A 15,542-nucleotide genomic window follows, 5' to 3' on the forward strand; every position below is an offset into this window, starting at 1 on the left:
AGGGCGGTGCGGCAGGGGTGGGAAGGGCGTTTAGCTCTCCAGCGCGAGCGCGGTCGCCCGGCTGCCTGGCGTGCGATATTGACGGGGGCCAAGGTCGAGGCGAAAGGGCGCCAGGCGCTCGACTGGCGGCGACTGCTCCTGTCCCACGATAAAGGCGCGGCCGGTGCGGCCGGTGCGCTGCGTTTCCCCCGCCTCATCAGTCCAGCGATATTGCGCGTCGAAGGCGATCAGGGGCACCAGCAGGGCGCGCTGACCAACGGGGATCGCCGCAATCTCCTGCGCATTGAGGCGCATTTCACCTGTCAGCTTCTGCGTCTCGCCCGGGGCGATGGAGACGGCGGAATGGACCGGCAGTCCGTTTTCGCCTGCGAAGAATTGTTGAAATTGTGCCTGCTGCTGCGCGCCGGCATTGGCGATGAGGCTGCGGATGAGGATGTCCTCCGCCGCGCGAGTGCCGCGATTGTGGACCGTCACAGTGTAGGCGATCGTCGCGCCCATAAGCGTCAGGCGCGCGGCCTGAACCTCCATCGCGAGGTTGAGCCAAGGGCGGTCGGTGCTGACTGGCGGGGCAGCAGGTTTGGCCGGCGATGGTGGAGCGGGTGCCGGTTCGGGTTGCATGGGACGAGTGGTTGGAGCCGATGCGGCTTGCGCCTCGTCGAAGGCCCGATCCACCTCTTGCGGTTTGCGGCGGCGCAGCCACAGGAAGGCGCCGGCGAGTATCGCTAGCCCCACGGCTGCCGCGATCCACGGCCAGCTTGAGCCAGACTCTTCCGCGGGCGCCAGCGGCGTCACCGGAACAGGCGGTGGAGGATTGGGGCGGGGCGGAGCGGACTGAGTCTCGATCGCCGGAGGTGCGACAGGCGCGGGTCCGGGCTGCACGGCTTGCTGTGGCGGCGTGCTCGCGGCCGGCGGCGAGCTCTCCACACGGGGCGCAGGCTGCACCGGTGCCGAAGGTGTCGCGGGGCGGCGCTGCGCTTGTTCGGAAGCTGGTTGGGGCGCGGGGGTTACGGGTGGCGGCGGCTGGACGGTCGGGGCGACGACAGGCGGCGGCGTGACCGTGGTGGGCGCGCCGCGAAACACGTCGAGCTCCGGGCCCTGCTGAGTGGGATTGGCTGGCGGCTGCGTGCGGGGCAGGTTGAAGACCGGCTCCGCGTCATTTTCCTGCTGCGCAAGAGCAGGCGCCGCCAGCAACAGCGGCGCGGCAAGGAGAAGCGAGAAACGGGGACCCATGGATGGCAGCCAAGGCATGGCGCCTAGTTAACTCCCCATGAACGAAAGGCAAGAGCCGCCCGACGATGACATATGCCGTGCAATCGCGTAGATGGCCTGTCCATGACTGACATTCCGATTCCACTTCACCTGGGACAGACCAGTGCCCTGCCCGCGCGCCCGGAAGAGGCCGTTTTGGACTATGTCCCCAATCCCCGTCCGGGCAAGCCCTATCTGGTGCGCTTCACCGCGCCGGAATTCACCTCGCTGTGCCCGGTGACCGGGCAGCCGGACTTCGCCCATCTGGTGATCGACTATGCGCCCGCCGCGACAATCGTCGAGTCCAAGTCGCTGAAGCTGTTTCTCGGCGCATTCCGCAATCACGCGGCCTTTCACGAGGATTGCACCGTCGGGATCGGCGAGCGGCTCTTTGCGGAGATGAACCCGATCTGGCTGCGGATCGGCGGCTACTGGTATCCGCGCGGGGGCATACCGATCGACGTGTTCTGGCAGTCGGGCGAACCGCCGGCGGGACTCTGGCTGCCGGCGCAGGACGTACCGGGGTATCGGGGCCGGGGGTGAACTAGCCAACACGTCATGCCAGCGAACGCTGGCATCTCAGGAGGTAACGCGTGACCGTACGGCGCAGCTGGACCTACATCATGACCAACAAGCCTCGTGGCGTGTTGTATGTAGGCATCACCAGCAGCCTTACCGCACGGGTTGATCGACATCGGCGGGGCGTAGGTTCGGACTTCTGCCGAAAATATAATTTGCATCGGCTGGTGCTGGCGGAAGAGCATGGCCGGATTGAGGATGCGATCGCTCGTGAAAAGGCGCTCAAGGCGTGGAAGCGGAACTGGAAAATCCAGCTGATCGAGGAGAACAATCCGGATTGGCGGGATTTGTTTACGCTCATCATATAGCCGCTTGAGATCCCAGCTTCCGCTGGGATGACGGTGGTATGGATGGTTAGCAAGGCTATTGTTTGACAATCGCACAATAAGCTTCAACTAACGGCATCAGCGACAGGGCGGGCGGCTTGACCGGTGGGCCGAAACAGCCGATCCCCTGTCCTCAAGGCGTAAGACATTGTCCTTGCGCCGTTCCAACGTGTCGGAGTTGCGAACCTCATGCCCTTTTCCAAAATCCTCCCGCTGATGTTGGCGGCCGCGCCTCTTGGCCTGGCCGCCCCCGCCTTGGCGCAGGCGCCCGCTGGTCCTGCTGCCGGCGTCACCACCCAGCTGCCGCGCGGCGCGGCGCCGAGCCATTATGCCATCCAGGTGACCCCCGATGCGGCGAACCTGAAGTTCAGCGGCAAGGTGACGATCGATGTGGCCGTGACGCAAGCCATGCCGGCGCTGGTGCTGAACGCCGCGGACCTCACCGTGAGCAGCGTGACCCTGACGCCCGCCAAGGGCAAAGCGGTGAAGGGAACCGCCCGGATCGATGCCGCCGCCCAAACCGTGGCCTTCGATTTCGGCAGGCCGGTCGAGCCGGGCAGCTACAAGCTCTCGATCGACTATGCCGGGGTCATCAACACCCAGGCGAACGGGCTGTTCGCGCTCGACTATACGGACAATGCGGGGAAGGCGAAGCGCGCGCTCTTCACCCAGTTCGAGGCGCCGGACGCCCGCCGCTTCGTGCCGAGCTTCGATGAGCCCAGCTACAAGGCGACCTTCGATCTGTCCGCCGTCATTCCCGCCGACCAACTCGCGGTCAGCAACATGCCGGTCAGGAGCAGCGCGGCCGCAGGCGCGGGCAAGAAGCTGGTGACCTTCAGCACCTCCCCCAAAATGTCCTCCTACCTGCTGTTCTTCGGCCTCGGCGAACTCGACCGCGCAACCAAGATGGCGGGCGCGACCGAAGTGGGCGTGATCACCGGCAAGGGCAACACCGGCAAGGCGCAGCTGGCGCTCGACGCCTCGGCGGCGATCCTGCCCTGGTATAATGACTATTTCGGCGTGCCCTTCCCGCTGCCGAAGCTGGATAATGTCGCAGGGCCGGGGCAAAGCCAGTTCTTCTCCGCAATGGAGAATTGGGGCGCGATCTTCACCTTCGAACGCGCGCTGCTGGTCGATCCGCGCTTCACCTCCGAAAGCATGCGGCGCACCATCTACTCCATCGTGGCGCATGAAATGGCGCATCAATGGTTCGGCGATCTGGTCACCATGGCTTGGTGGGACGACCTTTGGCTGAACGAGGGCTTCGCCAGCTGGATGGCGACCAAGGTCACCGACAAGCTGAACCCCGAATGGGAGATGCTGCTGAGCCGCGTTGGCGGGCGGGAGCGGGCGATGGCGCTCGACGCGCTGGCGACGACCCATCCCATTCTCCAGAAAATCCATACCGTCGAAGAGGTGAATCAGGCGTTCGATGACATCACCTATGAAAAGGGTGAGGCGGTCATCACGATGCTGGAGGGCTTCGCCGGGGAGGATGCGTGGCGGTCCGGCATCCGCGCTTATATGAAGAACCACGCCTACGGGAATACTGTAACCGACGATCTGTGGAGGGCGGTCGAGGGGGCCGGGGCCAAGGGCGTCGTCGGCATCGCGCATGACTTTACCAGCCAGCCGGGCATTCCGCTGGTGAAGGTGGAAAGCGCGCAGTGTCGGGGCGGATCGACCCTGCTGGCGCTGAGCCAGGGCGAGTTCAGCCGCGATCGCAAGGACAAGGTGCCGCTCAAATGGAATGTGCCGGTGACGGCGCAGACCGTCGGCGGAGCGGAGCAGCGGCTGATCCTGAACGGATCGGCGCAGGTGACGCTGCCCGGCTGCGGCGCCTATGTGATCAATGCGGGGCAGACGGGCTATTACCGTTCGCTCTATCCGGAAGCGAATGTGAAGGCGCTGGCGAAAGGCTTCACCAGCCTTTCGTCGATGGACCAGATCGGCTTGATGGCCGATAATTTCCAGCTTGGCCTTGGCGGATATCAGCCGATCGGCCTTGCGCTCGATCTGGTGAATGCGGTGCCTGCGTCGGCCAGCCCCGCCGTGCTGGCGGAAGTGCCCGATTATCTCGACAGCGCCTATACCATGCTGGAGGGCGACAAGGCAGGTCAGGGGCGGGTCGCGGCCTATGCCTCGGAAAAGCTGAGCCCGGTGCTGGCGAGCGTCGGCTATGACACCAAGGGAGGCGAAGGGCCGCAGGTACCGGTGTTGCGGGCGGCGCTGGTGTCGACGCTGGGCGGCATGGGCGACAAGGCCGTGGTGGCTGAGGCGAACCGGCGCTTTGCCGAGCCCTCCTTGCTGGACGGGCCGCTGCGCAATGTCTGGCTGCGGATCATCGCGGAAAATGCGGATGCTGCGACATGGGAAAAGCTGCGGGCCATGGCGAACGGCGCGAAGTCCGACCTTGAAAAGAGCACGACCTTCGCGCTGCTCGGCGCGGCGAGGAATGAGGCGCTGGCGAGGAAGGCGCTCGACCTCGCCATGACGGAGGAGCCGGGCAAGACCACGAGCGCGGCGATCATTTCGGCCGTTGCGTCGGAACATTCGATGCTGGCGGTCGACTATGTGCTGGCCCATCGGCAGCAATATGAGGCGCTGATCGACGTGTCGGCGCGGAGCCAGGCGATCGCGCGGCTGGGCGGCAATTCAGCCGATCCTATTATGGCGACGAAGCTGGACGCCTATGCGAGCCAATATCTGACGCCCGAATCGCGCAAGGTGGTGGATCGCTCCATTGCCGCGATCAAGACGCGGATCGAGACGCGAGCGCGATTGAAGCCGGCACTCATTCAGTGGTTTGCCAAGAAATAAGGCGCATAGCTCCCCTCCCTTTCAGGGAGGGGAATTTTTGATCAGCGGGGCAATTCCAGCGCTCGCACGATGTCGTCCCATGCCACCAGCTTGAAATTCTGGGCAGCTGCGGCGTTGTGGCCGTCCTGCACAATGAACAGGCCGCCGGGATAGCGCGGGCCGAAATCCCCCAGCATCAATTCGATCCCGTCCGTCTCTTCCGACCCGCCAATCGCGCCGTCGACCACGCGGAAGCGGCCGGCATAGCCGTCGTCGCTCAGGCGATAGAGCGCATAGGCATTGTCGCCCTGACTGGAGACGAGGACATAGCCGTCCTTCTCCCCGATGGGAGCGATGGCGACGCCCTCGGCATCCATGACGATATTCCTGCCGTCGGCGGCGGCGATCTTTGTCGGGGTGGTCGCGCCGTTCGCGCGTGCATCGAAGCGCCAGAGGGCGACATCCTCCTCCGCCACATAGAGGATGCCGGTGCGGTCATCGACGGCGCAGCCTTCCGACTGGGTGCCAAGCTTCAGGGTGCGGACGATCTTGCCGGTCGGCGCTTCGCCCGCCACGTCCAGCACCACCTGATTGATCGTGCCGTCCTTCAATACGATGAAGGCGTAAGTCGCGGCGGCGTCCCGATAGAGGCAGATGCCATAGGCCTCCCCCCGCCCGGCATCGACCTTACCGAGGGCGCTGAGCTTTGCCGTCTGCGCGTCGAGCCGGAAGAGCGCCAGCTTCGCATTGGCGATATCGTTGCGGTCGCTGGCGGCGACCAACATGCCGCTCTCGCCGTTGATGGTCACACCGTCGCGCAAGTCCACATTATTGACCCGGCCCGCATCCAGAAAGTCGCGCGTCTTCCCGTCAAGGCCATAGACGTAGAGGCCGGCCTTCTTGTCGGTCCCGACGATCAGGCTTCGGGCTGGATCAGCGGCATTGCGCCAGATCGCGGGATCGTCCGCCGCATCGGCATTGGGCGTGCCGACCGGCGTCGTTTCTCCGCGCGCCGTGACGGAAGCGGCGGGCGCTGCATGAGCGATGCGGAACGCGAGCGGCGGCTCGGCCGGTGTGGTGGAGCATGCGGCGAGCAGAAGCGCGGCGCCGAGGCCGGCCAAAGAATGTCTGGTCATGGATTTCCCCTCTGTCGCGGCGCCTCTTGGATGCGCTTCATGATGGCTATGTGACGGCGGATGCGCCAAAAACATCTTCTATGTCACTGATCTGTCACTGTAATTTCACGCCATTGTATTCCAGCCGCTCTACGTGCCCCGCCAAGCCTTTCCAAAAGGCGTTTCCAACAGGGGGACATCATGCAGCACAAGACCGTCCGGCCGCGCGCCGGCGCCAAAATTGTTCGTCTCGCTTTGGCCTGCGGCATCGCCGGCTGGGCTCTGGCATCGTCGGAAGCCATGGCGCAGGCACCCGCCGCTGAAGACGATATAGGCTCGATCGTTGTCACCGGCACCCGCCCGATCGCGGAATCCGAAGCAGCCGCGCTGGAGATCCAGAAGGCGTCGGACTCGCTGGTCACCGTTGCCGCGTCTGACTCGGTCGGTCGCCTGCCTGACCAGAATATCGCCCAGGCAGCCAGCCGCCTGCCCGGCATCAGCGTCGAGCGCGACCAGGGCCAGGCCCGCTACATCAACCTGCGCGGCGCGCCCAAGACCTGGACCACCCTGTCGTTCGACGGCATCAATGTGGTAAGCCCGGAGGGCCGCGACGCCCGCTTCGATTCCATCCCGTCCGCCATCGCCGGCAAGATCATCGTGTCCAAGGCGGTCACCCCCGACATGCCTGGCGAAACAGTGGCCGGCAATGTCAACGTCATCACCCGCTCAGCCTTCGACTATGACGGCTTCCACCTTGCCGGCAAGGGCGGCCTGGGCTTCGCCGAACTGGGCGACAAAAAGGAATATGAAGGCAATCTGGTCGTCTCAAACCGCTTCAACACCGGTATCGGAGAGATCGGCATATTGCTGTCGGGCAGTTATTATGAGCGCAACATGGTCACCGACAATTTCGAGAATGACTATGAGCGGGTGAGCCGCGATGCGCGGCCGGGTAATGCCACGCGCTTCTGGGTGCATGAGACGGAGAACAAGCTTTACCGCCTGACCCGCAAGAATTGGTCGGTTTCGGGTCGGATCGACTGGAAGCCGGATGATCGGAACGTCATCTCGGCGCGGTCAATCTACACCATCTTCACTGACGACGAGGCACGCGACAATTACCGGTTCGACCTGGACGACCGCGAGGGCGACCTGTCGAACAGCAGCGCAGCATGCGGCGCCAGCACCGCCAACACCACGTCGGGCTATGCCGACATTTGCGCAGGCAACACGCCGGCACAGGGCACGATCTACGGCATCGACATTCGCCAGCGTTCGACCCTGCGCGCGTTCCGCCAGTCGGTCTTCACCAACACACTGGAAGGCAGCCACGAATTCGCCGATGGCTGGAAGCTGAGCTGGGTCGGCAATTATACCGAATCCAAGGATGATCGCTCGGTAATAGGCGAGGCAAGCTGGGAAAGCCCCAGCACGCGCAACCTGCGTCCGACCGTCGCCTATGACTTCACCAATCCCAACATCTCGAAGCTCACACTCTATCGCACGCTCGTGACGGGCACGGGCGCCGCGACCCGCTATACGGCAGGCGAGCAGGTGGCGGCGGTCGATGCCTTCGGCAAGCCCCTCAGCGGCTTTACCGTGCTGGACGCGGTGGACACGACCAAGGCCTATACCGGCCGCCTGGTGCTGGCACGCGAGTTGGATAATGCGACGCTGAAGGCCGGCCTGCAATATGACCGGCGCAACAAGATCGCCGACGAGGAACAGATCACGCTGAACGCCGCGCAGGCAGCGACGATCATGCCGACCGATTACAACCAGTTCTCGCTCGACCAGAAGTTCCTCGGCGAAATCCCGATGGGCTACAGCTTCCGCTATTTCGACCGGGACAAGATGCGGGCGGCCTCCGCAGCGGCGCGGGGTGCCTTTGCATTCACACCCAATTCCGGCAACAATTATAACGTCCGCGAGGAAGTGTTCGCCGGCTATCTGATGGGCACCTTCCGCTACGACTGGGGCAGCGTGATTGCGGGCGTGCGCGTCGAGCATATCAAGAATGAGGGCCGCGCGGTCGGCACCATCGGCGCGACCCCCGCCGTGGTCGTGGCGCAGGCGAGCCAGACGCTCGCCTTTCCGAGCATGCACATCAACTATGATCTGGACGACACGAAGAAGCTGCGCCTGTCGTTCAACAGCGGCGCAGCGCGGGCAGACTACGACCAGCTGCGTCCTAACGTCGTCGTCAATGACAGCACCAACCGTATCTCCGGGGGCAATCCGGCGATCAAGCCCGAGCGTGCCTACGGCGTCGACGCCTATTTCGAATGGTATGTGCGGCCGCAGGGTTACCTGATGATGGGTGCGTTCTATAAGAAGATCGAAGATTTCCTCTATACGTCTGAGCGCACCTTCAATTCGACCGCGCTTAACAGCAACGGCATCGACCGGTCCGACTACACGTTCAGTGGCCTCGTCAACGGCGGAGCCGGCCGCATCTACGGCATGGAAGCTGCCGCGCAGCTCCAGCTGGAGCCCTGGACGCAGGACCTCGGCCTACCCGAATTCCTGGGCGGCTTCGGCGTCTCGGCCAACCTGACGCTGAACAACAGCAAGGTGGATATTGGCGGCCGCAAGCTGCGCCTGCCCGGCACGTCGGACTTCGTTTACAATATCGGTGGCTATTATGAGAAATATGGCCTGTCGCTGCGCCTGCAATATCAGAACCGCAGCAAATGGCTCGACACGGTGGGCACACTGACCGACGGCGGCGACACTTATTGGGGCTCGGACGACGAACTCGACTTCTCGGCGCGCTATGCGGTCACGAAGAATTTCGAGATCTATTTCGACGCCTCGAACCTGCTCAACCATCCGGGCCGCCGCTTCTCCGATCCGGGCAGCCTGCTCCGCGCAAGCGGGGCGCAGGCACCCAACACCAGCAACCAGACGATCGAGTGGGAGCGCTTCGGCCGCCGATATTCGGGCGGTATCCGCTTCAACTTCTGATCCGCGCTCCTTCCGGACAAGAGGGGGGGGCTGCCTTTGGGGCGGCCCCCTTTCCTGCGCGGTCAGCCCAAAGGCGCGCTCGCCCAATGACGCAGCCGGGCATAGAGTGCTGCGATCACGCCGAAGAAGGCGACCACCGACAGGACAACGCCCCACGGATTTTCCGTTATCACAGCCAGCGGAGCATCGCTGTCCGTTGCTGCCACGATACCGGCGAAGGCAACGCCGAACAGGCTTTCGCCCACGATGAACCCGGTCGCCATCAGCACGCCCATGCGCTCGGCGAATTCCGGATTGGACTGGCGCAGCGCCCAGCGATTGTAAAGATGGCCGATCACCGCGCCCACGGGGATAAGCAGGGTAAGCGCCATCGGGAGGTAAATGCCCATGCCGACCGCCAGCGGCGGGAGGGCGGGAGGCGCAGCTTGCCGGCCTTGCCCAGCGCCTCATCGATGACCACGACCACGACGCCGATCCCCGCCCCTATGCCGATGAGGTTCCAATCGAGGTCGCCGCCCAGCACGCCCTTGGCAAGCGCGGAGATCAGCGCGGCCTGCGGGGCGGGCAGCGCCGTTGCCTTTGCTCCCGAAGCGCCGGCGAAGCCGAAGGCGCTGTTGAGCAGGTCAAGCACCGGCGGTATCACGAGCGCGCCGAAGATGACGCCAAGGACCAGCGCGACCTGCTGTTTCCATGGTGTCGCGCCCACCAGTTGTCCGGTCTTGAGGTCCTGCAGATTGTCGTTGGAGATGGTCGCCACGCCAAAGACGATCGCCGTCACGAACAGCGCATAGGCGATCAATGCCTGGCTCTGCTTGGGGTCGCCGCCTGAGCCGTAGATCGCGGCGAGGATCAGCGAGGCGCCCAGCACCGCGAGGATGCCGACGCCAGAAATCGGGCTGTTCGACGCGCCGATCAGGCCGGCCATATAGCCGCAGACCGACGCGATCACGATGCCGGCGACCAATATATAGGCCAGCGTCAGGCCGATGATCGGCACGGGGTTGAGCGCGATCGGCCCTCCCTGCGCGAACACCCAGAGCAGGATGGCGATCGGGATCAGCGAGGCAATGATGGTGCCGCCGACGATGCCGATGGGCAGGTCCCGCTCGGTCAGGTCCAGCAGGCCGGCATTGCCGGACTTGCGCAGCTTTGCCGCCGCGATGGCCGAACGGATGCCGCCGATGATCGGTCCCAAAATCTTGAGGAGGGTCCAGATCGCCGCCACGCCGATCGTGCCCGCGCCGATGAAGCGCGCCTTCATGCGGAAGGTGGTGCCCACCACTTCCGCCAGATCGGCGCCGGTCGGCAAGGGAGCGGTGAGATAGGGGACGAGGCCGGCCCAGCTGATCAGCAGGCCGACGAACATCGCGACGCCCACCGACAGGCCCACCAGGTGGCCGACGCCGATCAGCGCCATGGAAAAGCTGGTCGAAACGCTGGAGGCGCCCGCGCCGATCTTGAAGAAGGTCGCAGCTTCCTCCGCAATCAGCCTAGTCTTCGCGATGATCGAGAAGGCAGCGGCGGCGAGCGAACTGGTGACGATCGCGGCAAGCCCGCGCTTATTTTCCTCCAGACCCTCCCGCGACCCGGCACCGACCTTGAGCACTTCGGCGGCGGCGACGCCTTCAGGATAGGGGAGGTCGGAGCCCGTCACCAGCGCCCGGCGTAGCGGCACCGAATACATGACGCCCAATATGCCGCCGAGCGCGATGGTGAAGGCGCTCAGCCAATAGGGAAAACCCTGCCACCAGCCGATGATGACCAGGCCCGGAAGCACGAAGATGATCGCGGACAATGTGCCGGCGGCCGAGGCGATGGTCTGGACGATGTTGTTTTCCAGGATCGTGCCCGTTGCGAACAGGCGCAGCACCGCCATGGAGATCACCGCCGCCGGGATGGAGGTGGCGAAGGTCAGGCCGATCTTGAGGCCAAGATAGACGTTCGCAGCCGTGAACAGGAGGGTGATGAGCGCCCCCAGGATGACGCCGCGCAGGGTCAGTTCTGCCACGGGCATGGCCTTGGCCGGATCGGTGGTCACTCGCGCTCCCCTTTGCCTTCACGCGTTGTACGAATGTCCGGTAATAATGTTGCTTGGCGTTGGATCAATCGTAAACTGTGCCAAGCAAGCGGTCGGCTCAGGAAGCGGGGCTGGGTTGGTCCAGATAGTTCTCGACCATGCGCGTCCACCGCGTATAGCCTCGTGCGTTCATATGCAGCCCGTCGGGCCGGAACAGCGAGGCGTCGGGCAGGCCGTCGGGCGCGAGCAGAACGCGCCCGACGTCGAGATAATCGAAGCCCGAGACATGGGAACGCGCCGCGACCGTCATGTTGACCGCCGCCATCTTGGGCCAGAGCGTCCAGCGAATGGGGCTGGGCTTCAGCGACAGATAGGCGATCTTCGCCCTGGGATAGTCGGCGCGCAGCCGCTTCAGCAGGGTGAGAACATTGCGGGCGACCGCACCCGGGTCCGCGCCCCCCGCCAGATCATTCTCTCCCACATAGACGAGGATGGAGCGCGGTTTGGAGCGGGGCAGCAGGCGCTTGTAATAGTGCAGAACGTCAGGCGTCGTGGCGCCACCAAAGCCGCGATTGACGGTGCCGATGTCGGGGAAGCTGCCCCTGATATCCCAAAGGCGGATTGACGAGCTGCCGATGAACAGCGTCGCTTCGCTTATAGGCAGGCCGGACTCATTGGCCTTGGCGAATGCCTCGATCTCGGTCGAGAAGGGGAAGCTCGGGTCGGCATTGACGCGGGCGGGGCTGGCCGGCGTGGTCTGAGCCGCCGCGGGGGCAATGCAGAGCAGCAGCAGTGGCGCTGCGGGCGCAAGGATGCGCCACCGCCGCCCGCTGGGCTGCTCAATGGCGGTGAAGCGGGCGCAGCTGATATTTGCCATTGGCATAGGTGCCGAACATGCCGGCAATCGCGGGATGCTCGACCGGCTCGCCGCTGTCGTCCGCAAGCAGATTTTGCTGGCTGACATAGGCGACATAGCTGGTTTCGCCATTTTCGGCGAGCAGGTGATAAAAGGGCTGATGCTTGTCGGGGCGGGATTCTTCCGGAATGGCCTGATACCATTCCTCGCTATTGGCGAACACCGGATCGATATCGAACACCACGCCCCGAAAGCCGAAGCGCCGATGCTTGACCACGTCGCCGATGCTGAAGCTGGCATGCACCACCGACGGTGCGCTGACGTCCGACCCGAAAATCTGATTCATCTCATTCATGCTTCCAATTTAGGAAGCTGAGGCGGCGACACAAGAAAAATACTGCCGGCCCGCTTGGCAAGCCGGTCATCATTCGCTAATGGCCGCCCCTCGACCGGGTGGCCGCGCGCCGACCCTTCTGCGGAGAGGTGGCAGAGTGGTCGAATGCACCGCACTCGAAATGCGGCGTGCCGGCAACGGTACCGAGGGTTCGAATCCCTCCCTCTCCGCCACTTAAGCATCCGACCGGATCCAAGGGCATCCAAAAAATCCCGTATTAACGGGATTTTAGGCGATTCGCGTGTCCAAGCGCATCCAACGATATCCAGCCCAAGCCAGCGGCATTTGGGGGCATTCTGGGGGCATCGAATTGAGGATTTGGGGGCATGCTGACTGACGCTGCAATTCGCAAGGCGAAGCCTAGGGACAAGGACTACAAGCTTGCCGATTCTGGGGGGCTGTATCTGTTCGTAACGAAAGCCGGCCACCGCAGCTGGCGGCTCAAATACCGGTTCGCAGATAAAGAGAAGCGCCTCGTGTTGGGAAGCTACCCCGATCTGTCCTTGGTCGAGGCTAGGGACATGCGGGATGACGCCAAACGGATGTTACGGGACGGCCGCGATCCGGTGATCGAGGCGAAGAAGCGCAAGCTCGCCAACGTAGCTCAGATGGAGAACACGTTCGAGAAGGTGGGCAGGCAATGGTATGCCGATCAAGTGGCCCGCTGGAAGCCGGTCCACGCCGCGGATGTCATCACGAGCCTAGAGCGAGATGTATTTCCTGCCATCGGTGGGCTTCCGATAACCGACATCGATGAGCCTCTACTCCTCGCCACACTTAAAAAAGTTGAAGCGCGAGGGTCCATAGAGACCTCTCATCGCTTGCTACAGCGGTGTTCAGCGATATTCAAATATGGCAAGGGTCTCGGTGCGTGCCGCGAGAACCCTGCCGCTGATATGAAGGTCAGCCTAAAGGCCGTTCCCCCTGCACGCAGGTGGCCCGCGCTGACTGATATGGATGAGATTCAGGCATTGATTCGTGCCGTTGATTGCTCGGCCTCCCATCCGATTACCCGTCTCGCATCAAGAATGATGGCGCTGACCGCTCAGCGGCCAGGGATGATTCGAACCGCGCCGTGGAGCGAGTTCGAAGGCATCGATTGGGATAAGCCAAATGAGCTTGCGGACAGGCCGCTGTGGCGTATCCCAGCTGCCCGCATCAAGCTTATGCTGGCACTCCGTGAAGATGAGGTGTTCGAGCATATTGTCCCGCTTTCGCACCAAGCTGTGGAGGTTCTGCGTGTCGCCCGTCTCCTTTCGGGTCGCGGCCCTTTGGCATTTCCTGGCGCGCGCAGCGGCTTGGAACCGTTGAGTGAAAATGCCGTCGGATATTTGTACAATCGGATCGGGTATAAGGGACGTCATGTTCCACATGGATGGCGTTCTTCCTTTTCCACAACGATGAATGGTCTGGTGGAGCGATCGCACCCAGGTTTAGATCGTCTCCTGATCGATCGGCTCATCATCGACCTTATGCTGGCACATATTCCGGCAGGGATGTCGGGTAGCGAACTCATCTACAATCGGGCCGGCTATATGGAACGGAGGCGGGAGTTGGTGCAGAAATGGGCGGATTTAATCATGGTAAATCAGCTTCCTGCCGCAGCCCTATTGAAGGGTGCGCGGCGGTCGAGGTCTAATACGCGCTGATTGTTAATCGGTCTTTTGCCCTTAATCGTGCACGATCGTCAGGGGACTGTCAGGGATGATACTTCCCTCGGCTGGAGCCCCTTCACTCACCTATTCGGTGGGCTTGCCACGCCCTCAATTTTCTCTGGTTTCATCATCTGCCCTCGTCATTCCCATCCTCGCCGAATGTCGGTACGGTGGCATATTGGGCAATAAACTGACGAAGTGGGTCGATCGAGGCGTCGAGCCTCGCGCCGCTCGTGCTCATCAAGCACTTCGGTTTCGAAGCGATGGCCGCAGTTCTGGCAGCGGAAGCGAACCGTGTCAGTCATATGTCACTCCTGCTTGCTGCAGGAATTCGGTCCATAGCGTTTCCGCCGCACCCTCAGGGGTCAGATGCTCGTCCCCGCGTCCGTAGCCGAACATCATCGGCGCGAGATAAAGCTCGTATTCGTCAGCCTTGATGCTGAAGCCGCCATTGGCCGTGTTGTCTGCCGCATTCTCGGAGAACGAATAGAAGATGTCGCTGAAGCCGTGACTGGACCCGCGGCAATGAACCGTGATGTGAGCCACGCTTCGGTCGCGCGCCTTATTGACCAAGGTGCAGGTGAAGGAGGTTTCCGTCAGCGGCACGAAGCGCCCGCGCAAATCGTCGATTGAATCGATTTCGGCGATGGCGCGCTCGAAGTAAGATCGCAGCGACCGGAAAGCCGCGGTGCGAAAGTCGCTCCGATCGATTTCATCAAAATCCCGTTTGACGCGGTAACGCCGCGCTGCGTTGCCTGCTTCGGTGACAGCGGCCGCGGCCGCAGCCTTGGGGCCATCCTCCATTTCCAGTCGGCGATCGGAGCGCACGATACGGCGGATTTCATTCACAACATCGAGATAGGCATTGTTCTCGTTCGTCCATTCGCTGACCGGCTTGGCATCGCGCGGGAGCGCCTTCAGCTGCCGCAGCGGCGATGCCGTCCAATCGCAAGGCTCGATGATGATTGGAACGACACGGGCATCCCCCGCAGCGTGACGCTCCAGTGCCCGCTCCATCTCCCGCTCGACACAGTAGTCAGATGCGAGAAAGTCAGGACTGACAAGCAGCAGGAACAGCTCGCAGCTTTCGAGCTGCGCAGTGATTTCGGCATCAAGTTCCCCGCCCGCCAGAATCTCGCGGTCGAACCACGCTTCGATCGCCCCTTCACGGCGAAGCATTGCTAGGTGGGTGTGCAGTCGGTCGAGTGCGCCTGCGTCCTTGTGCGAATAGGAAATGAATGCCTTCACCGTGACAGCCTTTCGAAAATGCCGATCAATGCTTCGTGTCGCGAGGCGGGTTGGGATCATTGCCCGGCGCTACCGTATCGGAGTCTCGCCAGCGGCCATCGCGCCCCTGAATGCGGACTTCGCCGCCGCCGAGATTGCCGACGGTCTTTTTGGCCGCCTTTTCAGCCTCTTTCTGCGTGTCATGCACGCTGCTGGCCCGCTTGGCTCCGGGCGCTTTCACGGCCCAGCCCTTATCGTGTTTGGTGACATATCGGTCCGCCATCGTATCCTCCGCACTCGTTGACTCGGCTCATTGAATGTGTATATAAACTATACCTATGATACAGTTTTGTCAATAT

General features: G+C 63.0%; 11 protein-coding genes, 1 tRNA gene and 1 pseudogene. 6 read left to right on the plus strand and 7 right to left on the minus strand.

Features of this window, described 5'->3' with window-relative positions; all coding sequences use genetic code 11:
* Positions 1–30 precede the first annotated feature (30 nt).
* Entirely contained in the window at positions 31–1,230 is a 1,200-nt protein-coding gene (locus L858_RS0107495) for a hypothetical protein (RefSeq protein ID WP_028055908.1), read from the minus strand.
* 102 nt (positions 1,231–1,332) lie between these two features.
* Between L858_RS0107495 and queF the strand changes: the two genes are divergently transcribed.
* The 3 genes from queF to L858_RS0107510 all read left to right on the plus strand — a co-directional run bounded on the left by queF (position 1,333) and on the right by L858_RS0107510 (position 4,973).
* Positions 1,333–1,791 carry a preQ(1) synthase gene (queF, locus tag L858_RS0107500; RefSeq protein ID WP_028055909.1) on the plus strand — a complete coding sequence of 153 codons (459 nt, stop codon included), beginning with the start codon at positions 1,333–1,335 and terminating at the stop codon, positions 1,789–1,791.
* 50 nt (positions 1,792–1,841) lie between these two features.
* Positions 1,842–2,135: a GIY-YIG nuclease family protein gene (locus tag L858_RS0107505; RefSeq protein ID WP_022682538.1), complete on the plus strand. Its 294-nt coding sequence runs from the start codon at positions 1,842–1,844 to the stop codon at positions 2,133–2,135.
* A 207-nt stretch (positions 2,136–2,342) separates the two neighbouring features.
* Complete coding sequence (locus L858_RS0107510; RefSeq protein WP_022682539.1) at positions 2,343–4,973, plus strand: M1 family metallopeptidase; 2,631 nt, start codon at positions 2,343–2,345, stop codon at positions 4,971–4,973.
* 41 nt (positions 4,974–5,014) lie between these two features.
* Here the strand turns inward: L858_RS0107510 and L858_RS0107515 are convergent, their stop codons facing one another.
* On the minus strand, positions 5,015–6,088 hold the full coding sequence (locus tag L858_RS0107515; RefSeq protein ID WP_037504449.1) for a phytase: 1,074 nt from the start codon (positions 6,086–6,088) through the stop codon (positions 5,015–5,017).
* A 180-nt stretch (positions 6,089–6,268) separates the two neighbouring features.
* On the opposite strand from L858_RS0107515, the gene L858_RS0107520 reads away from it, so the two are divergent.
* Positions 6,269–9,034 carry a TonB-dependent receptor gene (locus L858_RS0107520; protein ID WP_022682541.1) on the plus strand — a complete coding sequence of 922 codons (2,766 nt, stop codon included), beginning with the start codon at positions 6,269–6,271 and terminating at the stop codon, positions 9,032–9,034.
* Positions 9,035–9,096: 62 nt separating this feature from the next.
* Here the strand turns inward: L858_RS0107520 and L858_RS19820 are convergent.
* The 3 genes and pseudogenes from L858_RS19820 to hspQ form a co-directional block, all read right to left on the minus strand.
* Positions 9,097–11,072: pseudogene (locus tag L858_RS19820) on the minus strand (OPT family oligopeptide transporter).
* A gap of 97 nt (positions 11,073–11,169) precedes the next feature.
* Positions 11,170–11,934 carry a GDSL-type esterase/lipase family protein gene (locus L858_RS0107530; RefSeq protein WP_028055911.1) on the minus strand — a complete coding sequence of 255 codons (765 nt, stop codon included), beginning with the start codon at positions 11,932–11,934 and terminating at the stop codon, positions 11,170–11,172.
* On the minus strand, positions 11,891–12,262 hold the full coding sequence (gene hspQ / locus L858_RS0107535; RefSeq protein ID WP_028055912.1) for a heat shock protein HspQ: 372 nt from the start codon (positions 12,260–12,262) through the stop codon (positions 11,891–11,893). The genes L858_RS0107530 and hspQ overlap by 44 nt, the downstream gene beginning before the upstream one ends.
* A gap of 122 nt (positions 12,263–12,384) precedes the next feature.
* On the opposite strand from hspQ, the gene L858_RS0107540 reads away from it, so the two are divergent.
* Positions 12,385–12,474: transfer RNA gene (locus tag L858_RS0107540), tRNA-Ser, on the plus strand.
* Positions 12,475–12,627: 153 nt separating this feature from the next.
* Positions 12,628–13,950 (plus strand): tyrosine-type recombinase/integrase, encoded by a 1,323-nt coding sequence (locus tag L858_RS0107545; protein ID WP_022682544.1) that lies wholly within the window; start codon positions 12,628–12,630, stop codon positions 13,948–13,950.
* Positions 13,951–14,253: 303 nt separating this feature from the next.
* Here the strand turns inward: L858_RS0107545 and L858_RS0107550 are convergent, their stop codons facing one another.
* Entirely contained in the window at positions 14,254–15,204 is a 951-nt protein-coding gene (locus L858_RS0107550; protein WP_022682545.1) for a toll/interleukin-1 receptor domain-containing protein, read from the minus strand.
* Between the two features lie 25 nt (positions 15,205–15,229).
* Positions 15,230–15,466 carry a DUF2188 domain-containing protein gene (locus L858_RS0107555; RefSeq protein WP_022682546.1) on the minus strand — a complete coding sequence of 79 codons (237 nt, stop codon included), beginning with the start codon at positions 15,464–15,466 and terminating at the stop codon, positions 15,230–15,232.
* Positions 15,467–15,542: the final 76 nt, after the last annotated feature.

This window comes from Sphingobium bisphenolivorans (assembly GCF_000412635.1).
GTDB classification, from domain to species: Bacteria; Pseudomonadota; Alphaproteobacteria; order Sphingomonadales; family Sphingomonadaceae; genus Sphingobium; species Sphingobium bisphenolivorans.